Annotated in this window: 20 protein-coding genes; 4 read left to right on the forward strand and 16 right to left on the reverse strand. The window is 73.8% G+C overall.

Annotated features, from left to right (window positions below; translation table 11 throughout):
* Window positions 1–11: 11 nt before the first annotated feature.
* From murD to mraZ, 8 genes are all read right to left on the reverse strand, one after another.
* Complete coding sequence (gene murD / locus Cch01nite_RS19500) at window positions 12–1,427, reverse strand: UDP-N-acetylmuramoyl-L-alanine--D-glutamate ligase (RefSeq protein WP_203758158.1); 1,416 nt, start codon at window positions 1,425–1,427, stop codon at window positions 12–14.
* Window positions 1,428–2,510: a phospho-N-acetylmuramoyl-pentapeptide-transferase gene (gene mraY / locus Cch01nite_RS19505; protein ID WP_203758159.1), complete on the reverse strand. Its 1,083-nt coding sequence runs from the start codon at window positions 2,508–2,510 to the stop codon at window positions 1,428–1,430.
* Complete coding sequence (locus Cch01nite_RS19510; protein WP_203758160.1) at window positions 2,507–3,946, reverse strand: UDP-N-acetylmuramoyl-tripeptide--D-alanyl-D-alanine ligase; 1,440 nt, start codon at window positions 3,944–3,946, stop codon at window positions 2,507–2,509. Before Cch01nite_RS19510 ends, mraY begins: the two co-directional genes overlap by 4 nt.
* The gene (locus tag Cch01nite_RS19515) at window positions 3,943–5,514 is read right to left on the reverse strand and encodes a UDP-N-acetylmuramoyl-L-alanyl-D-glutamate--2,6-diaminopimelate ligase (RefSeq protein ID WP_203758161.1); all 1,572 of its coding nucleotides are present in this window, start codon (window positions 5,512–5,514) and stop codon (window positions 3,943–3,945) included. The genes Cch01nite_RS19510 and Cch01nite_RS19515 overlap by 4 nt, the downstream gene beginning before the upstream one ends.
* 85 nt (window positions 5,515–5,599) lie before the next feature.
* Window positions 5,600–7,327, reverse strand: a complete 1,728-nt coding sequence (locus Cch01nite_RS19520) for a peptidoglycan D,D-transpeptidase FtsI family protein (RefSeq protein ID WP_239071105.1) — start codon at window positions 7,325–7,327, stop codon at window positions 5,600–5,602.
* A 293-nt stretch (window positions 7,328–7,620) separates the two neighbouring features.
* Entirely contained in the window at window positions 7,621–8,046 is a 426-nt protein-coding gene (ftsL, locus tag Cch01nite_RS19525; RefSeq protein WP_203758163.1) for a cell division protein FtsL, read from the reverse strand.
* Complete coding sequence (rsmH, locus tag Cch01nite_RS19530; RefSeq protein WP_203758164.1) at window positions 8,043–9,044, reverse strand: 16S rRNA (cytosine(1402)-N(4))-methyltransferase RsmH; 1,002 nt, start codon at window positions 9,042–9,044, stop codon at window positions 8,043–8,045. The genes ftsL and rsmH overlap by 4 nt, the downstream gene beginning before the upstream one ends.
* A gap of 193 nt (window positions 9,045–9,237) precedes the next feature.
* Window positions 9,238–9,714 carry a division/cell wall cluster transcriptional repressor MraZ gene (gene mraZ / locus Cch01nite_RS19535; RefSeq protein ID WP_203758165.1) on the reverse strand — a complete coding sequence of 159 codons (477 nt, stop codon included), beginning with the start codon at window positions 9,712–9,714 and terminating at the stop codon, window positions 9,238–9,240.
* A 380-nt stretch (window positions 9,715–10,094) separates the two neighbouring features.
* Here mraZ and Cch01nite_RS19540 point away from each other — a divergent pair, with 380 nt between their 5' ends.
* Genes Cch01nite_RS19540 through Cch01nite_RS19550 form a run of 3 tightly spaced genes read left to right on the forward strand, consistent with a single transcriptional unit; the run spans window position 10,095 to window position 14,676 of the window.
* On the forward strand, window positions 10,095–11,096 hold the full coding sequence (locus Cch01nite_RS19540) for an AAA family ATPase (protein WP_203758166.1): 1,002 nt from the start codon (window positions 10,095–10,097) through the stop codon (window positions 11,094–11,096).
* Window positions 11,096–12,370, forward strand: coding sequence for a DUF58 domain-containing protein (locus tag Cch01nite_RS19545; protein WP_203758167.1), 1,275 nt, complete (start codon window positions 11,096–11,098; stop codon window positions 12,368–12,370). Before Cch01nite_RS19540 ends, Cch01nite_RS19545 begins: the two co-directional genes overlap by 1 nt.
* Window positions 12,367–14,676: a transglutaminase TgpA family protein gene (locus tag Cch01nite_RS19550; protein ID WP_203758168.1), complete on the forward strand. Its 2,310-nt coding sequence runs from the start codon at window positions 12,367–12,369 to the stop codon at window positions 14,674–14,676. The genes Cch01nite_RS19545 and Cch01nite_RS19550 overlap by 4 nt, the downstream gene beginning before the upstream one ends.
* Window positions 14,677–14,905: 229 nt before the next feature.
* Here Cch01nite_RS19550 and Cch01nite_RS19555 read toward each other — a convergent pair whose 3' ends face one another.
* From Cch01nite_RS19555 to Cch01nite_RS19565, 3 genes are read right to left on the reverse strand one after another with little or no spacing between them, the layout of a single operon-like run.
* On the reverse strand, window positions 14,906–15,307 hold the full coding sequence (locus Cch01nite_RS19555; protein WP_203758169.1) for an SCO2097 family morphological protein: 402 nt from the start codon (window positions 15,305–15,307) through the stop codon (window positions 14,906–14,908).
* 38 nt (window positions 15,308–15,345) lie between these two features.
* Window positions 15,346–16,617 carry a DNA polymerase IV gene (dinB, locus tag Cch01nite_RS19560; protein ID WP_203758170.1) on the reverse strand — a complete coding sequence of 424 codons (1,272 nt, stop codon included), beginning with the start codon at window positions 16,615–16,617 and terminating at the stop codon, window positions 15,346–15,348.
* Between the two features lie 22 nt (window positions 16,618–16,639).
* The gene (locus tag Cch01nite_RS19565; RefSeq protein WP_203758171.1) at window positions 16,640–17,095 is read right to left on the reverse strand and encodes an SAV_6107 family HEPN domain-containing protein; all 456 of its coding nucleotides are present in this window, start codon (window positions 17,093–17,095) and stop codon (window positions 16,640–16,642) included.
* 214 nt (window positions 17,096–17,309) lie between these two features.
* Between Cch01nite_RS19565 and Cch01nite_RS19570 the strand changes: the two genes are divergently transcribed.
* Entirely contained in the window at window positions 17,310–18,092 is a 783-nt protein-coding gene (locus tag Cch01nite_RS19570) for a spermidine synthase (protein WP_308439314.1), read from the forward strand.
* A gap of 95 nt (window positions 18,093–18,187) precedes the next feature.
* Here the strand turns inward: Cch01nite_RS19570 and Cch01nite_RS19575 are convergent, their stop codons facing one another.
* The 5 genes from Cch01nite_RS19575 to Cch01nite_RS19595 all read right to left on the reverse strand — a co-directional run bounded on the left by Cch01nite_RS19575 (window position 18,188) and on the right by Cch01nite_RS19595 (window position 22,933).
* Window positions 18,188–18,391, reverse strand: coding sequence for a cold-shock protein (locus Cch01nite_RS19575; RefSeq protein ID WP_203758173.1), 204 nt, complete (start codon window positions 18,389–18,391; stop codon window positions 18,188–18,190).
* 258 nt (window positions 18,392–18,649) lie between these two features.
* Window positions 18,650–19,585, reverse strand: a complete 936-nt coding sequence (locus tag Cch01nite_RS19580; protein ID WP_203758174.1) for a proteasome assembly chaperone family protein — start codon at window positions 19,583–19,585, stop codon at window positions 18,650–18,652.
* Window positions 19,586–19,685: 100 nt separating this feature from the next.
* Window positions 19,686–20,123, reverse strand: coding sequence for a response regulator (locus Cch01nite_RS19585; protein WP_203758175.1), 438 nt, complete (start codon window positions 20,121–20,123; stop codon window positions 19,686–19,688).
* Window positions 20,124–20,159: 36 nt separating this feature from the next.
* The gene (locus Cch01nite_RS19590; protein WP_373309964.1) at window positions 20,160–21,722 is read right to left on the reverse strand and encodes a sensor histidine kinase; all 1,563 of its coding nucleotides are present in this window, start codon (window positions 21,720–21,722) and stop codon (window positions 20,160–20,162) included.
* A complete protein-coding gene (locus Cch01nite_RS19595) occupies window positions 21,719–22,933 on the reverse strand; it encodes a PP2C family protein-serine/threonine phosphatase (protein ID WP_373309965.1) in 1,215 nt (404 codons plus the stop codon). Before Cch01nite_RS19595 ends, Cch01nite_RS19590 begins: the two co-directional genes overlap by 4 nt.
* Window positions 22,934–23,078: the final 145 nt, after the last annotated feature.

The raw sequence follows: 23,078 nt of genomic DNA on the forward strand, positions 1-23,078 counted from the left end.
GCCACGGCCCGTCACGCACCCTCGCCGAGCGCGCGCACGGCGGCGGCGAACTCCTCACCCCGGGCTGCGTACGACGCGAACTGGTCCATCGACGCGCACGCGGGCGCGAGCAGCACGGTCGACCCGGCCACCGCCAGGCGGCGGGCCTCCTGCACGGCACGGGTCATCACCGCCCCAGTGTCACCGGCGTCGACCTCGACGACCGGGATGTCCCGTGCGTGTCGGGCGAGCGCGTCGCGCAGCGGCGCACGGTCGGTCCCGATGAGCACGACGGCGCGGAGCCGGTCGCGGCGGGTCCGGACGAGGTCGTCGAACTGCGCGCCCTTCGCGAGCCCGCCGGCGACCCACACGACCGACCCGTCCGGGAAGGACGCGAGCGACGCGGCGGCCGCGTGGGCGTTGGTCGCCTTGGAGTCGTCCACGTACGCGACCCCGTCGAGCGTCGCGACCGGCGCGATGCGGTGCGCGCCGGGCGCGTAGGCGCGCAGACCGTCCCGGACCGCAGCCGGGTCGACGCCGTGCGCGAGCGCGAGCGACGCCGCCGCGAGCGCGTCCGCGACGACGTGCGGCGGCACCGTGCCGTCCGGTCCGGCGAGCCGGTGCAGGTCGTCCAGCGTGCCCAGCTCGGCCGCGTGCGTGTGCCGCAGCCGGGTGAACCCGCGGTCCACCAGGACGTCCTCGACCAGCCCGACCTGCCCGACGCCGGGGGTGCCCAGCGTGAAGCCCACCGCGAGCGCACCGTCGACCACGTCGGCCTCGCGCACGAGGTCCGCGGTCAGCGGGTCGGCCACGTTGTAGACGCACGCGACCTGCGCACGCTCGTAGATCCGGCCCTTGTCGGCGGCGTACGCCTCGAACGACCCGTGCCAGTCGAGGTGGTCCGGGGCGACGTTGAGCACGGCGGCGGCCTGCGCGGACATCGAGTGCGTGAAGTGCAGCTGGAAGCTCGACAGCTCCACCGCGAGCACGTCGAACGTCGGGTCGGTGGCGGCGAGGACGACGGGCGTCCCCACGTTCCCGACCGCCGGCGCACGCTCCCCGCCGGCCCGGAGGATCGACTCCAGCATCCCGACGGTCGTCGTCTTGCCGTTGGTTCCCGTCACGGCGAGCCACGGAGCGGGGCCGTCGGGCCGAGGTGCGCGCAGCCGCCAGGCGAGCTCGACCTCGCTCCACACGGGAAGCCCGCGCCGGAGCGCCTCGGCGATCAGCGGGTGGTGCGGGGCCAGGCCCGGCGACGCGACGACGAGGTCCGCCCGGTCGAGGCCGGTGCCGGCGAGGAAGTCCTGCGAGCCGATGACGTCGTCCACCCCGTCGTCGACGGGCACGACCCGCGAGCCCCGCGACGCGAGCACGTCCGCCGCCGCACGCCCGGTGACGCCGAGCCCGGCGACGACGACGTGCGCACCGTCGAGGTCGAGCGCCGCCATCTAGCCCGCCACCCACTCGGCGTAGAAGATCCCCACCCCGAGCGCCACGAACAGCCCGGCGATGATCCAGAACCGGATGACGATGGTGACCTCGCCCCAGCCTTGGAGCTCGAAGTGGTGGTGCAGGGGCGCCATCTTGAACACCCGTCTCCCGGTCATCCGGAAGAAGCCGATCTGGATGACGTCCGAGAGGACCTCGAGCACGAACAGGCCGCCGATGATCGCCGCGAGGATCTCCGTGCGGGACAGGATCGACAGGCCCGCGAGCGCACCGCCGAGGGCCAGCGAGCCGGTGTCGCCCATGAAGATCTTCGCCGGGCTCGCGTTCCACCACAGGAACCCGAAGCACGCCCCGGTGATCGCGGCGGCGACCACGGCCAGCGACAGCGGGTCCCGGGTCTCGTAGCAGCGGGGCCCCGCCGAGGCGAGCACCTGGCAGCTCTGGTTGAACTGCCACACGCCGACGATCACGTACGCGCCGAACACGATGAGCGAGACGCCCGTCGCGAGGCCGTCGAGGCCGTCCGTCAGGTTCACCGCGTTCGACCAGGCGGTGATGAGGAAGTTCGCCCAGATGACGAACAGCAGGAGCCCGACGGTCGCACCCGCGAACGCGAGGTCCACGTTGGTGTCGCGGATGAACGAGATGCGCGTCGAGGCGGGCGTGCGGAACTTCTCGTTCGCGAACTGCAGCGCCGCCACCGCGAACGTCACGCCGACGATGCCCTGGCCGAGGATCTTCCACCGCGCCTTGAGCCCGAGGCTGCGCTGCCGGGAGATCTTGATGTAGTCGTCAAGGAACCCGACGAGGCCGAGCCCGGTCATGAGGAACATGACCAGCACGGCCGACGCGCTCGGCAGCGTGCCGGTGACGGCCAGGGCGCCCGCCCACCCGAGGACCGTCGCGCCGATGATGACGACGCCGCCCATCGTGGGGGTGCCGCGCTTCGTGAAGTGCGCCGTCGGGCCGTCCTGACGGATGAACTGGCCGTACTGCTTGCGCACCAGGAACCGGATGAACAGCGGCGTGCCGAGCAGCGCGATGAGCATCGACAGGCCGCCGGCGAGCAGGAGCGCCCTCACGAGACGGCCTCCCCCACGAGCCGGTCGCCCAGCTTCCACAGGCCCGCGCCGTACGACGACTTCACGAGCACGACGTCGCCCTCGCGCAGCTCGTGCTCGAGGAACCGGCCGGCCGCCTCGAGGTCCTCGGCGAGCACCACCTCGTCGCCCCACGAGCCCTCGTGGTTCGCGCCGTCGCGGATCGCGCGGGCCCCTTCCCCGACGACGACCGTGAGGCTGATGTTGAGCCGGACGACGAGCCGGCCGATCTGGTCGTGCGCGTCGCGCGACCCGGGACCGAGCTCGAGCATCTCGCCGAGCACCGCCACGGAGCGCCGGTCACGACCCGCCAGGACGGCCAGGGCCTTGAGCGCCGCGCGCATCGAGTCCGGGTTGGCGTTGTACGAGTCGTCGACGACCGTCACGCCGTCCGGCCGGTCGACGACGTGCATGCGGTGCGGGCTCAGCGCGTCCGCGGCCGTGAGCCCGGCGGCCACCTCGTCGACGCTCAGCCCCACGGCCCTCGCGGCCGCAGCCGCGGCGAGCCCGTTGTGCACGTGGTGCTCGCCGACGAGCCGCAGCTCGACCTCGGCGGCCTCCTCGCCGTCGCGCGTGCGCTCCACGAGGGTGAACCGAGCCCGACCGGCCCGGTCCAGCCGCACGTCACGGGCGTGCACGGCCGCGTCCGAGGACTCGCCGAACAGCACGACCTCACCGGGCGCGAGGTCCGCCATGGCCCGCACGCGCAGGTCGTCCGCGTTGAGCACCGCGACACCGTCCGGCACGAGCCCCTCGACGATCTCCGCCTTCGCCTTCGCGACCGCCTCGATGCCGCCGAACTCGCCGATGTGCGCCTGCCCGACGACGAGCACGACCGCCACGTCGGGCGGCGCGATCCGCGTCAGGTAGGTGAGGTGACCGAGGCCGCTCGCACCCATCTCCAGCACCAGGAACCGGGTCTGCTCGTCCGCGCGCAGGACCGTCAGCGGCAGGCCGATCTCGTTGTTGAACGACCGGACCGGGGCGATCGTCGGTCCGACGCTCCCGCACAGCTGCGCGAGCAGGTCCTTCGTCGTCGTCTTCCCGACGGACCCCGTGACACCGATCACGCGCAGGTCGCTGCCACCGGGCTCCAGCGCGGCCTCACGGAGCCGCACCAGGACGGTCCGCGCCAGCTCGCCGAGCGCCACCTCGACGTCGTCGACGACGACGGTCGGCAGGGCTCGGTCGCCGTCGCGCAGCTCCCGGTTCGCCAGCACGAGCGCCGCGCCCGCGTCGACGGCGGTCGCGGCGAAGTCGTGCCCGTCGACGTTCTCGCCGGGCAGTGCGACGAACAGGCCGCCCGGCAGGACGTCCCGCGAGTCGACCACGACCGGCCCGCTCACCAGGAGGGACGGGTCGGCGTGCAGCACACCACCCGTCGCGGCCGCGATCTCGGCCGCCGTCAAGGCGATCACGCGTGCTGCTCCGCCCGCTGGTCAGGTCCGGCCGCATAGGCGGCCTGGAGCACGTCGCGGTCGTTGTACCGGTGGAACACCCCGGCGATCTCCTGTGTCGGTTCGTGGCCCTTGCCCGTGATGATCACGGTGTCCTGCGCGGTCGCGAGGGACAGGGCGTCGCGGATGGCCTGCGCGCGGCTCGTCGCCTCGTGCACGTCGGTCAGGTCCGGGCGGATCGCCCGCACCCCGTCGAGGATGGCGGACCGGATGACCTCCGGCCGCTCGGAACGGGGGTTCTCGTCGGTGACGACGATCACGTCGGCGAGCCGGGCGGCGATCTCGCCCATGATCGGGCGCTTGCCCTGGTCCCGGTCGCCGTCGGAGCCGAACACGAGCACGAGCCGGCCCGGGGTGATCGGCCGCACGGCCTCCAGGGCGAGCACGAGCGCGTCCGGCGTGTGCGCGTAGTCGACGAGCGCGAGGGGCCAGCGCTCGTCGCGCTCGATGACCCGCTCCATCCGGCCGGGGATCTCGTGCGCGTGCGCCACCGCGTCGATGGCGACGTCGAGGTCCACGCCCGCGGCGTGCGCGAGGACGATCGCGAGGGCCGCGTTGGAGACGTTCACCAGGCCCGGCAACGGGCTCGCCGCGTCGTGCTCGGCACCGTCCGGGCCGCGCAGCACGAACGACGAGCCGACGCCGTCCAGGCCGATGTCGGCCGCGACGACCGTCCAGTCGGCGGCCACGTCCGCGCCGACGTGCGTGGACACCGACTCGACGGGGATCGGCGACTGCGCGACGAGCCGGCGGCCCCACTCGTCGTCCACGACCACCACACCCCGACGCGCTTGCCCCGACGCGAACAGGCGGGCCTTGTCACGGAAGTAGCCGTCCATGTCGCCGTGGAAGTCGAGGTGGTCGCGCTGCAGGTTCGTGAACCCGACGACGTCGAAGGTCAGCCCGCGCACCCGCCCGAGAGCGAGGGCGTGCGACGACACCTCCATCGCGACCGCGGTGGCGCCACGTTCGCGGGCGAGCGCGAGGATCGCCTGCAGCGCGGGTGCCTCGACCGTGGTCCGGGGGCTCTCGATGGCCTCCTCGCCCACCCGCAGCTCGACCGTGCCGAGCACGGCCGTCAGTGCGTGCGCGGCACGCAGCGCGGCGTCGAGGAAGTAGGTCGTCGTCGTCTTGCCGTTCGTGCCCGTGACGCCGACCGTCACCAGCTCGGTGGCGGGCGCCCCGTACACCCAGGCGGCGACGGGACCGGCGAGCGAGCGCGGGTCGTCGGACACGAGCACCGGGACGTCCAGGTGCGCCGCGTCGCCCGCACCGGTCGCGTCCGTGAGCACCGCGACCGCACCGGCGGCGACCGCCTGGGCCGCGTACGCGGCGCCGTGCACCTTCAGGCCCGGGACCGCGACGAACAGGTCACCCGGGACGACCTCGCTGCTCGCGAGCGTCACGCCTGTCAGCGTGGCGTCGGGATCTGCCGGTCGACCGGCGCTGACCAGGGAGAACGTGCTGAGGAGCTCGTCCACCCGGCGGGACTCGGGATGCTCGGGGCGCATCCGGACCGGTGACGTCATGCGGAGAATCTACCGTGCACGCAGGCGGCCGACCGTCGACCCGGGAGCCCGTGGACGGACTGCGCGGGGCCACGTCCGACGCCGGTCACCACGTCGTCGGGAACAGCTGGGTCGTGGCCCCCGACGGCGCCACGCCCAGGTCACCGAGGGTGTAGGACGCGACGTCGCTGAACACCGGGGCGGCGACCGTGCCGCCGTAGATCGACGAGCGCGGGTTGTGCAGGATGACGGCCACGGCGATCCGCGGGTCGTCCGCCGGCGCCACCCCGATGAACGAGGCCGTGATGCCCTGCACCCCGCCGACCCAGTTCTGCGCGGTGCCGGTCTTGCCGGCGACCTGGTAGCCCGGGATCGCCGCGCTCGCGCCCGTGCCGTCGTCGACGACGCTGCCCATCATCGTGAGCACCGTCTTGGCGGTCTCCGGGGACACGACCTGCGTGGTGGGCGCTGCCGCGGCCGGCGTGTACGTGCCGTCGGCGGCCGTCCAGCCCTTGATGATGTGCGGCTGCACGCGGACGCCGCCGTTCGCGATCGTCGCGAAGACCTGGACCGCCTGGATCGCCGTGACGGACACCGCCTGGCCGAACAGCACGGCGAACTTGTCGCGCCGCTGCCAGTCCTCGACGGGGTGCAGCAGGCCGGCCGACTCGTTCGGCATCTCGATGCCCGTCTTCGAGCCGAACCCGAACTTCGCGAGGTAGTCGTACCGCGTCTGCACGGGCAGGTTCTGGCCGATCATCACCGTGCCCGTGTTCGACGACTCCGCGAGCACGCCCGTCGTCGTGAGGTTGAGCACGCCGTGCTCGTGGGAGTCCTTGAAGGTCTCCTTGCCGTCCGGCGAGTACGTGTACGGGACCTGCCACTGGTCGGTCGGCGTCGCGATGTGGTTCTCGAGGATCGCGGACATCGTCACGACCTTGCCGGTCGAGCCCGGCTCGAACACGTCCGAGACCGCGCTCGACAGGGAGCCCTTCGCGTCTCCCGGATGGTTCGGGTCCACCGTGTTCGAGTCGGCGAGCGCGTAGATCTCCCCGGTCTTGGTGTCCATGACGATGATCGAGCCCGAGTCCGCGCCGGTCGCGGCCACCTGCGCCGTGAGCGCCTGCTGCGCCTTCCACTGGACGTCCGAGCGCAGCGTCAGCTGCACCGAGTCGCCCTGCTTGGCGGGCTCGTCCTTGGAGTAGCCGCCGGGGATCGCCTGGCCGTGGATCCCGCTCTCGTACGTCTCGGAGCCTGCCGTGCCCTGCAGCTTGCCGTCCAGCGACTTCTCGAGCCCGGCCAGCCCGACGCCGTTCGAGTTGACGTAGCCGATGACGTTCCCGGCGAGGTTCCCGTTGGGGTAGACGCGCTCCGCGACCTTGTCCACGTTGATGCCCGGGACCCGCTTCTCCCAGATCTGCCGGGCGACGTCGGGCAGCACGCCCTTGCGGATGTACTTGAAGGAGCGGTCGCCCACGAGCATGCCGCCGAGCTCCGCGGGGCTCATGTCGAGCAGCGGGGCGAGCCGCGCCGCGGCACCGGCGGCACCGTCCGGCACGGCGGGCGTGCCCGTGCTCCGGAACGACCCGACGAGCTTCTGGTTCACCGAGATGTCGTAGCGCTCGACGGAAGCGGCGAGGGCCACGCCGTTCGCGTCCGTGATCTGCCCGCGCATGCCGAGCTCCGAGAACGACAGCAGCCGGGCGTCGCGCGCCTCGGCGGCGATCTCCGGGCCGCGCAGGCCCTGCACGTAGACGAGGCGGCACGCGACGACCGCGATGACGACGACGATCGCGATCGTGAGGAACGCCATCCGCCCGCGCGACCCCGACATCGTCGGACGCGGTCCGCGCGGCGGCGGTCCGCCGGGACGACCGACGGGCGCACGACCGGCGCCCCGCGGGCGAGGCACCAGACCCGCCGCGCCGGACCGTGCCGGGCGGGCGCCGGCCGAGCTCGACCGCGGGCGCGGCGCACCCGTCGTCCGGGTCGGTGCCGCGTCCTGCCGGGGTCCCGCCGCACGGGGTGCGCTCGGGGCACGGGTGGCACCGGGAGTGCGGGCGGCGGACATGCGCCCAGTGTGCGGGCCGCGCGACGAAGACCGCGTCGACCCGCCGACGGGCGTCGTCATCCGCCGGCTCCGGCAGGTGCCGGCGCCCCCTGCACGGTGCCGTCGGACAGGGTCACCCAGCCGGTGCCGTCAGCCGGCACCATGCCGAGACCCTGCGCCGCCTGCGCGAGCTGGGCCGGTGCCGCCCGGCGGTCGAGCTCCGCGCCGAGGTCCTTCTGGTCCTGGTCGAGCTTGCCGAGCTCGTTCGCCAGGCGGTGCTGCTCGTACGAGCCCTGCGCCATCTGCGTGTTGAGCAGCAGCGCGGACAGCAGCGCACCGGCGAGGATCGCCATGCACGCCAGGACGAACGGCACCCGCGTGCGGGTGGTCTGGGGCGCGCGGACCAGCAGCAGCCGCGGTGCCGGGCTCTGCTCCGGGCGCGGACGCGCCGGTGCCGGGTAGGCGCGCGCCGCGCTGGTACGGACTGCCGACTGAGCGCTCATGCTGCCCTCCTGCCTGGCTGGGGACCACGCATGTGGTCGGGGGTGGGTCGGATCCGCTCCGCCGCGCGGAGGCGGACGGACTGCGAACGGGGGTTGCGGGCGAGCTCGGCCTCGTCGGCCTCCTCCGCCCCGCGGGTGACGAGCCGCAGGTACGGCGCGTGCGTCTCGGGCTCGACGGGCAGGTCCGGCGGTGCGCTCGAGGTGGCACCGGCGGCGAACGCCCGCTTGACGATCCGGTCCTCGAGGGACTGGTACGCCTCGACGACGATGCGGCCGCCGACCGCGAGCGTCTCGATCGAGGCGGGCACCGCACGCTCGAGGACCTCGAGCTCGCCGTTCACCTCGATGCGCAGCGCCTGGAACGTGCGCTTGGCCGGGTGGCCGCCCGTCTTGCGCGTCGCCGCCGGGATGCTCGCACGCAGCAGGTCGACGAGCTCACCCGTGCGGGTCAGCGGCGCCGCGGCCCTGGCGCGCACGATGTTCCGCGCGATGCGGGCGGCGAACCGCTCCTCGCCGTACACGCGCAGGATGCGGGCGAGCTCGCGCTCGTCGTACGTGTTGACGACCTCCGCCGCCGTGAGCCCGGCGGTGGCGTCCATCCGCATGTCCAGCGGTGCGTCCTGCGCGTACGAGAAGCCACGGTCGACCTCGTCGAGCTGCAGCGACGAGACGCCGAGGTCCATGAGGACGCCCTGCACCTGCGCGATGCCCAGACGGGCGAGCACGTCGCCGATCTCGTCGTAGATCGCGTGCACCGGCGTGAAGCGGTCCCCGAACGGAGCGAGCCGGCGGCCGGCGAGCTCGAGGGCCTGCGGGTCGCGGTCCAGCCCGACGACCCGCACGTGCGGGAACGCCCGCAGCACGCCCTCGGTGTGCCCGCCCATGCCGAGCGTCGAGTCGACCATCACGGCACCCTCGGCGGCGAGCGCGGGCTCGAGCAGGTCCAGGCAGCGCTGGAGCAGCACGGGCGTGTGGCGGCTGGCGGCGTCGTCGGTCATGGCTGCTCCTCTCGGTGCGGGGTGGGTTGTGGTCGGGCGGCCCCTCCGCCGTCCGACCAGATCCCCCACCGACCCTCTGACGCCGGGGAAGTGCGTCAGGAAGGACGGGGGGAGGTCTCGTCGGGCGGAAGTGCGGGCCTGCGGTGCTGCGGTCGTGCGGTGCTGCGGGTGGTGCGGTCCTGCGGTGCTGCGGTCAGAACGGGCCGTTCGGGAAGACCTCCTCGGCGGTGTCGGCGTAGCCGGCCTCCTGCTCGGCGAGGTACGTCTCCCACGCCTCGAGGTCCCAGATCTCGACCCGGGTGCCCGCACCGATCACGGCGACGTCCCGGTCCAGACCCGCGTACTTGCGGAGCATCGGCGGGATCGAGATCCGCCCCTGCCGGTCCGGCAGCTCGTCGCTCGCGCCCGAGAGGAACACGCGCAGGTAGTCGCGGGCCTGCTTGCTCGTGACGGGCGCCTGGCGCAGCTGGTCGTGCATGCGGCGGAACTCGTCCATCGGCAGCAGGAACAGGCAGCGCTCCTGGCCGCGCGTCATGACCAGTCCCGGAGCGAGCTGGCCACGGAACTTCGCGGGAAGGATGAGCCGGCCCTTCTCGTCGAGGCGAGGCGTGTAGGTGCCGAGGAAGGGCGCGAACGACCCGACGAAGCCGGCGGACGACTCATGCGTCACCCCGCCTCCTTCCCCAGGTCTCGTGCCCGCTCCAGCTCCGGACTCGGTGTCGCGCTCCCCGCCTCACCACGTGCCTCCACGGTACTCCACTTCCCTCCACCGGCCACCGGAAGGGAGGGCCATTTCACCCGAACGAGAAGGTGAAAGCGCAGGTCAGACGTGGTGGAGCGAAGTGGAGTGCCCGACACCGCCACGGGGTGTCCTGGCGTGTCGACACAGCCCGGTAACGGACGCTCCTGGACGAACAGGACGTCCGACCGGCACGCTGCGTGCTGCCGCGGGCTGCACGAGGTGCTGCGGTGGAGCGAAGTGGAGGGGAAGGTGGGTGCTGTGAGCCCCCCTTCCCTTAGGCTCGTCACAGTTCCGCCAAGGGAGGCGTCATGCTGCAGGCAGTGCCGTCGTCGAGCGAGCTCGACGACGTCGTCGACATCACGACACAGATGCGGGCCGGCATCGAGTCGGTGATGACCGGCCGCCCCGAGCTCATCCGCGTCACGCTCGCGGTCCTGCTCGCCGAGGGGCACCTGCTGCTCGAGGACGTCCCCGGCGTCGGCAAGACGACCCTGGCCAAGGCGCTCGCCCGCACCATCGACTGCACGGTGGGCCGCATCCAGTTCACGCCGGACCTGCTCCCGAGCGACCTCACCGGCGTCAACATCTTCCGCAGCCAGACGCACGAGTTCGAGTTCCGGCCCGGCCCCGTGTTCGCGCACGTCGTCATCGGCGACGAGATCAACCGCGCCTCCCCCAAGACGCAGTCGGCCCTCCTCGAGTGCATGCAGGAGGCGCAGGCGACCGTCGACGGGCAGACCTACCCGCTGCCGCGCCCGTTCCTCGTCGTCGCCACCCAGAACCCCGTCGAGATGGAGGGCACGTACCCGCTGCCCGAGGCGCAGCGGGACCGCTTCATGGCTCGGCTCACGGTCGGCTACCCGAGCATCGACGCCGAGCTCGACATGCTCGACCTGCAGGAGACGTCCGACCCGCTCGACCAGCTGCGGCCCGTCACGGACGCCGCGACGATCGGCACCCTGGTCGACACCGCGCGCCGCCTGTACGCCGCGCCGGCCGTCAAGCGGTACGTGGTCGACCTCGTCACGGCCACGCGCGAGGACCACGGGCTGCGCCTCGGGGCCTCGCCGCGCGCCGCGATCCAGCTCCTTCGGGCCGCCAAGGCCCTCGCCGCGACCGGCGGACGCGACCACGTCCTGCCCGACGACGTGCAGCAGCTCGCCGAGCCCGTGCTCGCCCACCGGCTGCTCCCCAGCACCGAGTCCCGCCTCTCGGGGCGCAGCACGTCGGACATCGTCGCGGAGATCGTCGAGCGGATCCCGCTCCCGGTGAGCGTCGGGACGGCACGCGCCCGTCGCGCGATCGGCTGATGCGACTTCGACCCACCACCCGAGGCTGGGGGCTCGCGTTCGCCGGCGTCGCCGTGATGCTCGTCGGCGTGTTCCTGGGTGCGGTGGACCTCGTGCGGATCGGCTCGCTCGCGCTGCTGCTCGTCGTCGGTGCGGCGATCGGCGTCGGGCTGCTCGACCCCGGGCGCGGGCGGCACCGGCTGTCGATCATGCGCAGCACCACGCCGAACCCCGTGCACGCCGGTGAGGAGGCGCTCGTCGACGTCGTCATCACCGCGACCGACCAGGCCGCCCGCGTGCGGCTCGCCGGCCTGCGGTTCGCCGAGCAGGCCGCCACCGAGCTGTCCGCCGGACGGCCGCTGCGGGCCCGGGTGGCCCGCAGCGCCCAGCGCGTCACCGTCAGCTACACGGTGCAGGCCGCACGACGGGGCCGGTGGCCGCTCGGGCCGCTCGTCGTGACGCGCACCGACCCGTTCGGGGTGGCGCGCACCACCGCGACGCTCGGCGAACCGGCCGAGGTCATCGTGTGGCCCGCGGTCGTCCCCCTGCCGACGCCGTCCGACGTCCTCGTCGGCGAGCCGGACCGTGTCGCGCTCGGGGCACGCACCCCCTCGACCGACGATGCGTCGCTGCGCGACTACCGCGAGGGCGACGACCTGCGCCGCGTGCACTGGAGCAGCAGCGCCCGGCGCGGCGCGCTCATGGTGCGCTCCGACGAGCGGGCGGGCATGCGGCCCGTCTCCGTGCTGCTCGACCTGCCCGCCCGCACCACCGCGCTCGAGTGGAGCATCTCGCTCGCGGCGTCGATGGCGCTGGCGATGCTCGACGCCGGCCACCCCGTGCGGCTCGTCGGCGGCGCCGCACCCGAGGTCCCCACCGGCTCCGCGGTCGCGCGTCGGTCGCCCGTCGGGTTCGTGCACGCCCGCACCGGGCCCGCCGTCCGCGCAGCCCTCCTCGACCGCACCGTCGACCTCGAGGCGCCGCGCACCAGCGAGCAGGCCGACGCCGAGCTCGTCGCGGCCGCCCACCTCCTGGAGACCACCGACGCGGGCGGCGAGATCGTCCTGGCGGTCCTGGGCCCGCTCGGAGGAACCGCGCGTGCCGCGCTCGCGCACGTGGCCGACACCGCGCAGGGGTGGGCCGTCGTCCGCGCCGAAGGTCCGAACCCGGCCCAGCAGCGCGAGGCCGAGCACACCGTGCACGCCCTGCACCGTGCCGGGTGGCGCGCCTGCGTCGTCGTCCCCGGCGAGGACATCGTCGCGTGCTGGCTCCGCCTGCTCGGGAGCGTCCGATGAACGCCCGCGCCCGGATCCCCCGCGGCTCGCGCGCCACCCTGGCCACGGGGCTGTGCGCCGTCGCGACCGGGTCGAGCCTGCTCGCGCTCACCGGCCTGATCGACGGCACCACCTGGCTCGTCCGTGCGTGGGTCGCGATCGTCCTCGTCGCCGCCGTCTGCGCCGGGGTCCGGTCCGTCACCCGCTCCTGGTGGGCCCCCACGCTCGCCGGGCTGCTCGTGTCCGTCGCCGGGCTCGTGGTCCGGTACGGCGCACCCCCCGGACGCATCCAGGTGCTGCCCGACCTCGGCGCGCTCGAGCGGACGCTCGCGACGGCGCGCGAAGGCGTGACCGTCATCAACCAGTCGCTCGTCCCGATGCCGGGCGTGCGACCCGCCGAGCTGCTCGTCGTGACCGGCGCCCTCGTCGTGCTGCTCGTCACCGACCTCGTCGCCGTCGGGCTCGGCGCGCCCGCCTGGGCCGGTCTCGCGCTCGTCACCCTGTGGTTCCCCGCCGTCGTCCTCGGCTTCCCCGCGAGCGCGTGGGCGCTGGCCTGGACCGGCCTCGCCTACCTGCTCCTGCTCGCCCTGAGCGCCGCACCCGCCGCGGCGCACAGCGACGGGGGCCGACGCGTCGGGACCGCGGTCGTGTGCGCCACCGGCGTCGTCGTCGCCACCCTGGTCGCAGGACCCGTGATCGCCGCCCTGCCCGGCTGGGCGTCCCTGCGGCTGCCGGACTTCGGGACCGGCCCCGTCGGCCCGTTGCAGCTCAGCGACAACCTGGACCTGCGGGAGAGCCTCGGCACACGGTCGGGCCAGGTCGTGCTGCGCTACACCGTGGTCGGCGCCGACGGCGAGCCGGCGCCCGCCGACGAGCCCTCGCCGGGGGCGTCGGCCGACCCCGCGCAGACCGTGACCGCGCGCCTCGTCGGGCCCCTGCGCGCCTTCACGCTCACCTCCTTCGACGGGCAGAGCTGGCAGCGCGACGACGGTGACGCGAGCGGCACGTGGGAACCCGAGGAGCTCCTCACGTCGGACCCCACGATCCGCGGCAGCGCCCCCGACGCGACGCGCGGCACGATCGCCACGGTGCAGGTCGAGGTGGGCTCGCTCCGCGAGCGGCACCTGCCGGTCAGCACGTTCCCCCGCACCGTCGACGTGCGGGGCGCCTGGGGGTACGACGAGCTGCGCGACGAGGTCGTCGGCCAGCGCAGCACGTTCGACGGCATGCACTACGGCATGGTCGTCGAGGTCCCCGACCTCACGGCGGACGACCTGGAGAACGCGGACGTCGGCGACCCGGGCGACGACGGCGCCTCGCTGGTCGTGCCCGCGACGTCGCACTCCGACGACATCGCCGCCCTCGCCCGCGACCTGACGCAGGACGCGACGACGCCGTACGAGCAGGCCATGGACCTGCAGTCCTACTTCCGTGCGACGACGAACTTCCAGTACGACACCCGCGTCGCGCCCGCCCGGAGCACCGACGCCGTATGGGACTTCCTGCAGTCACGCCGCGGGTACTGCGTGCAGTTCGCGACGTCCATGGCGATGATGGCGCGCACCCTCGGCATCCCTGCGCGCGTCGGCGTCGGGTTCCTGCCCGGCGACAACAACGGCGACGGCCTGTACGTCGTCAGCGGCCGCAAGTCGCACGCGTGGCCCGAGCTGTACTTCGAGGGCTCCGGATGGGTCCGCTTCGAGCCGACGCCCGCCGTCCAGACGGGCGCGCCGCCGATCTGGAGCGACCCCTTCACCGCCGTCTCGGGGCCGGGCAACCAGCCCACGGAAGCCGCGCCCAGCGGTGTGGCGCCGTCGGTCGCCGCCAGCCAGCCGGCCGGCCGGTCGACGACCACCACCGCGGAGTCCACGAGCGACCACTGGGTGACGGTCGGCGTCGTGGTCGGCTTCGTCCTGGTCGCGAGCATCCTCGGGCTCACCGTCGCCCGCCGTCGGACCCGTACCCGCGCTGACCTCACCCCGGAACGGGCGTGGCTCCGGGCACGGCGCGGGCTCGCGAACCGGGGCGTCACCTGGACGGACTCCACGACTCCCCGCGGCGTCGTCGCCACCGTCCAGGACCAGCTCCGCACCGTCTCGGGCAGCACGCTGAGCGGGCCGCCCGAGGCCGCGCTCGTCGCGCTCGCCCGCACGGTCGAGCGGGAGCGCTACGCGCGCGAGCCGATCGAGTTCGACCCGGACGAGCTCGACCGGTGGGTCGACGAGCTGGTCGGCGGCGTCGAGGCGCTGCTCAAGGAGCGTCCGGCCGGCGGCACGTCTGCGACGCCCGAGGACGCGGAGCCCGGCGACCTCGTCCGTGGCGGCTGAGCGGTCCCGAGCTCTCCTGGCGGCGGGCGACGGCGCGGCGGGCGACCGGCCGCCTCGGTCCAGGTCGTCCACAGCCTGACAGCCCTGATCCGGGTGCTCCCGATCCGGGCGGCGCGCCGAAGGGGTTCGTCCGCAGAGGTTGCGCCCGGGTGCCGCTCATCACGCACGGGTCGCCCGAGCGGCAGGCGACCGTCGGCACCTCGTCGTGCCGACGGTCGTCGACGTCAGGTCAGCGGCCGCTCTCGCCGCGGCGGCGGTCCCAGCGCTCCTCGAGCCGTGCCATGAGTCCCGGCTTGTGGTGCCGCGAGGCGGCGGCCGGCTTGATCGCGCCGTCCGGCTGCACGGTGCCCTGAGGTCCACGTCGAGCGTTCGCGCTGCGCGGCTTCGCGAAGGCGAAGGCGACGGCCGCGAACATCACGACGAACCCGATCACGCCGAGCCACGCGGTGCTGTTCGCCGCGCCGAGCACGAGGACGAGCAGGCCGACGACCGCGCCGGTGCCCGCGAGCGCGTACCGCCCGAAGGGCCGTCGCCCACGTTGGGTCAGCGTGTTGGCGAGCCGAGGGTCGTCAGACGTCAGCTGGCGCTCCATCTGCTCAAGTACGCGCTGCTCGTACTCGGAGAGAGGCATCCTGACCCCCGTTGCACCAAGGAAAACCCATGACGGGTTCAGGATAGATCGGAGGGAACGATGGTGGTAGTCGAACCGTCGCCCCGACCGACCCGTTCGGCTCCGGCACGGACCGCAGCACCTCCGAACGCGCCGTGCGCCTGGTTCGTGGGACGCCGACCATCCCCGGAGCGCCTGTCCGGAACATCCGTCGCCTCGTCCTGCGTCGGCCGCCGGACCAGGTCGGATACCGCCGACAGCCCCTCGAGGCGCACCCCGACGACCCGTACCGGCAGGCCGTCGAGGTCCGCGGCGGCCAGCAGCTCGCGCGCGACGAGGTACACCTCGCGACCGACGTCCGTCGGTGTGGTCAGCGTGCGCGAACGGGTGAGCGTCCGGAGGTCGGACGTCCGCACCGTGACGCTCACCGTGCGCGCGACCCGGCCGAGCCGGCGCAGCCGCGCCCCGCACCGGTCCGCGAGCTCGAGCACCGTGAGCTCCACGACGGACAGGTCGGCCACGTCGTCGTCGAACGCCTCCTGCACGCCGACGGAGCGCTCGTCGCGGTCGGGGTCGACCGGTCTCGGGTCGCGCCCCCATGCCAGGTCGAACAGGTGGGCGCCGGGCACCGTGCCGACCGCGTGCTGGATCGTCGCCCGGTCGCTGTCGGCCAGCTCGGCCACCGTGCGCACGCCGCGACGTGCGAGCGCGGCCTCGGTGCGCTGGTCCACGCCCCCCAGGGCGCCGACGGGGAGGACGCGCAGGAAGTCGGCCGCGGCCGCGGTGGGCACGAGCAGGACGCCGTCGGGCCGGGCGGCCTCCGAGGCGAGCTTCGCGACCGTCTTCGTCGAGGCGATCCCCACCGAGCACGTGATGCCGTGCTCGTGGCGCACCCGCGACCGGATCCGCGCCGCGATCGCCGTCGGCGGACCGAGTCGTCGGCGGGCGCCGCTCACGTCGAGGAAGGCCTCGTCGATGCTCACCTGCTCCACGAGGGCGGTGACGTCGCGCAGGACGGCCATGACGCCCGACGAGACCTCGCGGTAGGCCGCGTGGTCCGGCGGGACGACGATCGCCTGCGGGCACACCCTCAGGGCGTCCGCCATCGGCATGCCCGGGTGGACCCCGAACGTCCGCGCCTCGTCCGTGGCCGCGAGGACGACACCGCGGTGCGACGCACCGACGACCACCGGTCGGCCGCGGAGCTGCGGGCGCCGGGCGAGCTCCACCGAGGCGAAGAACGCGTCCAGGCCGACGTGCAGCACGGAGCAGCCGGCCTCGGCACCCCCCGGGTCGTCCCGGGCGGCGACCGACAGCGGCCCGCGACTCACCGCGACGACCGCGCGATCCCGGTCACGACGCCCTCACGCTCAGCATCCGCGGCGGGCCGTCGGCGACGGCGCCCGTCTCGATCATGTCGCGGGCGGCGTCGACGAAGTCCTCGGCGGCGCAGACCGCCTGCTCGGCGCGCTCGGCCGAGATCGCGTCGAACCGTCCGGCATCGACTGCCGAGCGCAGCGGCGCCGCGGCCGCGAAGTAGGCGGACCAGCGTCCGAGGTCGGGGGCGACGACGTCGAGCATCTCCCAGACGGACCGGGGGCCTCGCCGGCCGCCGGGGCGCCCCGTCGAGGCGACGACCGCAGCCCCCGCGCGCAGCGCCGCGAGGTGGGCGTGCGAGAACTGCTCCCACGGCTCCGAGGAGAACTGTGCCGCGAGGAGCTCGGCATCGGCGCGACCGAGCTGCTCCGCCACGCGCGCGGGGACAAGCGCCGCGCCCCCCGGCAACGTCCTGTCGGTCTGGTGTGCCATCGCGTGAGCTCCTCTCCGCCCTCAGTATCGAACAGGTGTTCGATGTCCGTCAACTGTCGCCCGCCTGTCCGCGGCCCTGCGACTGCGTACCGTGGGCCGCATGTCCGGCCGCGACCGCAGCGCTCGACGCGCACCAGCGTCGCAGCGACCACCCACACGACGGGCGTCCTGGCCCACCGGCCCGGTGCCGATCGCCACCGGGACCGTCGAGCTCGTGACCGACCCGGACGACCCCGACGCCGTCACCGTGCTCGTGAACGGGGTGCCGAGCTCCTACCTCGACCTGGCGGACCCGACCCGGCTCGTGTTCGAGTACATGCAGCAGTTCGCCGCGGTCGTCGACCGCTTCGACGTGGCCGGTCAGCCGCTCACCGTCGTGCACCTCGGCGCGGCCGGGTGCGCGCTCGCCCGGTGGGTGCACACCACCCGGCCGGGGTCGCAGCAGATCGCCGTCGAGCTCGACGCGACTCTCCCCGAGCTGGTCCGCGGCTGGTTCGACCTGCCGCGCTCCCCCGCGCTGCGCATCCGGTCCGGCGACGCCCGCACGCAGCTCGCCGCGATGCCGGCGGGGTCCGCGGACGTCGTGGTGCGCGACGTGTTCGCGGGTGACACCACCCCGCCGCACGTCCGCACGCTCGAGTTCACGCAGGACGTCGCCCGGGTCCTGCGACCGGGGGGCCTCTACCTCGCCAACTGCGCCGACCGGCCGCCGCTGACGACGTCGCGCGCCGAGGTCGCCACGCTCGCGGCGGTGTTCGCCGACGTCGCCGTCGTGGCCGAGCCCGCGCTCCTGCGCGGTCGCGGGTACGGGAACGTCGTGCTCGCGGGCACGGACGACCCCACGGTGCTCGCGTCGGCCGCGCTGGACCGCGCGATCCGGAGCCTGCCCGCGCCGGCGCGGTTGCTGCACGGCGACGACGTCCGCGCGTTCCGTGGCGCGAGCCCGGCGCTCGTCGACCTGGCGCCCGAGACCGAGGCCGAGGGCGCCGACGCCTGACCGAGGGCGGGGCACGCCGCAGACGACGCAGGGCCGCACCCGGAGGTGCGGCCCTGCGTCGGAGAGCTGGTCGCCGTGCGACCGTCAGCGGGAGATCAGAGCGGGCGGACGCGCTCGGCCTGCGGGCCCTTGTCGCCCTGCGTGATCTCGAACTCGACACGCTGACCCTCGTCGAGCGAGCGGTAGCCCTGCGTGTCGATCGCGGAGTAGTGCACGAAGACGTCAGCGCCGCCGCCGTCCTGGGCGATGAACCCGTAGCCCTTCTCGGCGTTGAACCACTTGACAGCACCCTGTGCCATGTTCTGTTCCTTCTGTCCAACCGGTGACGGCCGCGCCTTCTGCCCGTGCCGTGCCGCAATGCCTCACGTCCTGCACCGGATGGCCCAGCCGGGTCGGCTGGCGGGATCGACCTCGGAAGACACCCCGGGATCGGCGCCGGTCAAGCGAGTACGTCACTGCAACGCTGGCATCCTTGCATGGCGGTGTGGGCCACGCCACGTTTTCGGACGCTCGTCTGGCACGCTCCGACAACGATCCGGTAAAGGTTCGGTCACAGTTCAGGACGGGGTCCCGTCGTCCCCCTGCTGCGCGAGAAATCGCTCGAACTCGGCCCCCAGCTCCTCCGCCGTCGGCAGGTCCACCGAGCCGGCCAGCAGGTTCGTGCGCCCGGCGTTGCGTGCGAACGCGTCGTACTGCTCCTCGAGCGCCTGCACCACGGCACCGACCTCGTCCGAGCCCGCCACCTGCCGCTCGATCTCCCGCATCGCCTCGCCCGCCGCGTCCGTCAGAGCCGCCGACTTGAGGTCCAGCCCCGTCGCGCGCTCGACGCTGTGCAGCGCCGCGACCGTCGCCTGCGGGAACGCCGACTGCGCGAGGTAGTGCGGCACGTGCACCGCGAAGCCCATCGCGTCGTGCCCCGACTGCCCGAGCCGCAGCTCCAGGAGCGCGCTCGCGCTCGCCGGGACCTGCACGGTGCCGAACCACGCCGCGTGGTCGGCGACCAGCTCGGGCCTCGTCGCGTGCGCGGTGACCGACATCGGCCGCGTGTGCGGGATCCCCATCGGGATGCCGTGCACCCCGACCGTCAGCGGGACGTCGAACCGCTCGACGATCTGCCGGACGGCCGCGACGTACCGCTCCCACTGCACGTCCGGCTCCACGCCGTGCAGCAGGAGGAACGGGACGCCGTTGACGTCGTCGACCAGGTCGATCACGAGCTCGGGCTCCTCGTACGCGCTCCACGTGCTCGCGTCGAACGTCATCATCGGCCGCCGCGAGCGGTAGTCGAGCAGCTGGTCGACGTCGAACGTCACCAGACGGGTGCTGGGCAGCGCGTCCGTCACGTGCTCGGCCAGCAACGACCCGGCGCTGCCCGCGTCGACGAAACCGCGGACCGCGTGCACCAGCACCGGCCCCGACCCCTCCGGGGCGCGGGACTCGAGCAGCGCGGCGACCTCCGGGTCGACGTCGTAGATGTCCGAGGGGTTCAGCATGCGTGTGCGCTCACTTCCGTCCGCCGCCTGCCCTCGCCGGGCAGGTACACCGGGCCACAACGCACCGGCACGGAGGACTGTTCCCCCGTCGGCGTCGCGGTCAGCGGCCGGGCAGGCGCACGACCTCGACGAAGAACTCGTCGATCTGCCGCACGACGTCGATGAACTGGTCGAAGTCGACCGGCTTCGTCACGTAGGCGTTCGCGTGCAGCGAGTAGCTGCGGACGACGTCCTCCTCCGCCTCGGACGTGGTGAGGACGACGACCGGGATGGTCCGCAGGGCATCGTCGGCCTTGAGCGCCTGGAGGACCTCGCGCCCGTCCATCCGCGGCAGGTTGAGGTCGAGGAGGATCAGGTCCGGCGTCGGGGCGTCGGCGTGCTCGCCCTCCTTGCGGAGGAACTCCATCGCGCTCACGCCGTCGGCGACGACCGACAACCGGTTGCGGAGCTTGTTGTGCTCGAACGCCTCGCGGGTCATCAGGACGTCGCCCGGGTCGTCCTCGACCAGCAGGACGTCGATGACCTTGGCGTTGGGCACAGGTGCTCCGTCTCTCGTCCGCGCGGGACGCTCAGCTCATGCTCGGTCCGGCAGCGTCCAGCGGATGCTGGTGCCCTCGCCGTCGTGCGACTCGATCCAGATCCGGCCCCCGTGGAACTCCACGATCTTCTTGCACAGCGCGAGGCCGATCCCGGTGCCCTCGTACACGTCCTTGGCGTGCAGCCGCTGGAAGATGACGAAGACGCGGTCAGCGTACTGGGCGTCGATGCCGATCCCGTTGTCCCGGCACTCGAGCTGCCACGCGTCGTCGACCCGCTGCGCGGACAGGTGCACCCGGGGTGCACGGTCCGGGTGGCGGAACTTCACGGCGTTCCCGACGAGGTTCTGGAACAGCTGCACGAGCAGCGCGGCCTCGCCGCGGACCACGGGCAGCTCGTCGCGGGTGACCTCGGCGCCCGCCTCGGCGATCGCCTCCTCGAGGTTGTCGATCGCCCCGCGGAGCGCCGACCCCAGGTCCACGTCCGTGACCTCGCCGCCGACCCGCCCGACCCGGGAGAACCCGAGCAGGTCCTGGATCAGCCGCTGCATGCGCTTGGCGCCGTCCACGGCGAAGTCGATGTACTGGTCGGCCCGCTCGTCCAGCTGCCCGCCGTAGCGCTTCTGCAGGAGCTGCGTGAAGCTCGCGACCTTCCGCAGCGGCTCCTGCAGGTCGTGCGACGCGACGTACGCGAACTGCTCCAGGTCGCGGTTCGACCGGCGCAGCTCCTCGGCCTGCTCCGTGAGCTGCTCGTGGGCGGCCGCGATCTCGGCGCGGCTCGCCTCGTGCGCCTGGACCTGGGCGACGAGCGCGACGCGCATGCTCTCGACGTCGGCCGCGAGCGTCGCGATCTCGCCGGGACCGGTCGCCTCGACGGCGTGCTCGAGGTCGCCCGAGGAGACCGCACGGGCGTCCGCCGCGAGCGCGTCGACGGGTTCGACGACCCAGCGCTTGAGCGCGACCCACAGCAGGATCCCGACGGCGATCGCCGCCAGGACGAGGACGGCGACGATGGACGACGCGATGCGCGTCCACCGGTCGAGCTCGTCGACCCCGTGCGCGCGGATCGTCTGCAGGCGGTCGAGGTACGCCTCGGCGGCCGCGCGCGTCTCGTCGAAGAGCTCCTTGCCCTCCTCGATCTGGGCGGGCTGCACCGACTCGTGCCCGTCGGCCTCGATCTGGGCGATCATCGGCGCCGCGAACTCGTCGTGCCACCTCTGCGCCGCCTGCGCCGCGTCCTGCGACAGCCGGACGAGCTCGTCGTCCTCCGCCGTCGCCGCGACCTCCTCGGCGACGGTCGCGAAGTCGACGTCGGACGCACGTGCCCGCTCGTAGGGCTCGAGCGTCACGGGGTCCCCCGTGAGCGCGTAGCCGCGCACCGCCGTCTCGGCGTCGACGAGCTGGACGAACGCCGTCGTCGCGCGGGTGATCGCGTCGAAGTACTCGACCGTGACGGTGCGCTGGACGTCGACGAGGTGCGCGAACACCAGCCCCGTCGCGGTCAGGACCAGGCCGAGGACGACGCCTGCCGCGACCAGGAGCGCCAGCAGGCGCCCGCGCAGCGTCGAGGTCCGCCGCGCGGGCGGCAGGGCAACGCTCACTTGCGCCATCCCACGACCACGACCGCGGCGTCGTCGACGAGGTCACCGCCGTGCAGGGCACGCACGTCGTGCAGGACCCGGTCGACGAGCAGGTCCGGCCCCGCCTCGCCGTCGGACGCCACGATCGCGTCGACGAGCGAGAGCAGACCGGCCTTGCCGACCCGCCCCGAGCCGCCCTGCACGGTCGCCTCCAGGATCCCGTCGGTGTACAGCAGGATGCGCCAGCGGTCCCCGAGCTCCAGCCGGTGCGGCTCCCAGCCGCCCGAGACCGGGATGCCGAGCGCCCGGCCACGGCTCTGCGTGGGCAGCAGCGTCGACGGGCTGCCGAGCAGCAGCGGGACCGGGTGGCCCGCGAGGTACAGGTCCGCCGACGCCCGGTCCGGCGCGACCGCGAGCATCGAGACCGTCGTGAAGATCTCGGGACGCGCCCGCTCCGAGGCCAGGACGCGTTCGAGCAGCGGCAGGATCGCGTCGGCCGGGACGTCCGCGAGCACGAGGGTGCGCCAGGCGGTCCGCAGCGTCGCGCCGAGCGCCGCCTCGTCCGGGCCGTGGCCGCACACGTCGCCGACCATCGCGAGCACCGTGCCGTCGGGCCGCTCGACGACGTCGTAGAAGTCACCGCCGAGCAGGCCGTCGCGGCCCGCGCGGTACCCCACCCCGACGTGCAGGCCCGAGTCGCGCACGGCCGGGGTCGGCAGGAGCGCGCGCTCCAGCCGGTTCGTCTCCTCCGCCCGGACCATGCCCCGGTACAGCTCACGGCCCGCGTGCTCGAGCTGCCGGCGCTGCACGGCGTACCGCACCGAGCGCCCCAGGAGCTCGCCGTCGACCTCGCCCTTGACGAGGTAGTCCTGCGCACCGGTGGCGACGGCCTGCACCCCGGCGTCGGTGCCCGCCAGGCCGGTCAGGACGACGACCGCGGGAGCGCCCGCGGCGAGCAGCCGTTCGAGCGCGCCGATCCCCATGGCGTCCGGCAGCCCGAGGTCGAGCAGCACGCAGTCGACGTCGAGGTGGTCGAGCGCCTCGTCGAGCGTGCGGACCCAGGTGAGGTCCACGACGAGGCCCGCGTCGGCCAGGTGCTCGCGCACGAGCATCGCGTCGCCGTCGTCGTCCTCGACGAGCAGCAGCCGGATCGCGCCGTCACCGGCGCGCGCGGACACCGGGTCCGGGGCGGCTCGGTGCTGCTCACCGGCCGCGATCGGGCTCTGGGGCACGGGATTCCTCTCGGGGGCTGGCAGTGAGCGTAAGGGTCGACGAGACGTCTCGCGCTCCGGGGTGGACGCGCCACCCGGACGGATGCGTGCGTCGACGTCGGCGGGGGCGGATAATGGACGGCCGCTCGCGCGCCCGTGCCGTCCC

Origin of the sequence: Cellulomonas chitinilytica, assembly GCF_016862675.1 — a bacterium.
GTDB classification, from domain to species: Bacteria; Actinomycetota; Actinomycetes; order Actinomycetales; family Cellulomonadaceae; genus Cellulomonas; species Cellulomonas chitinilytica.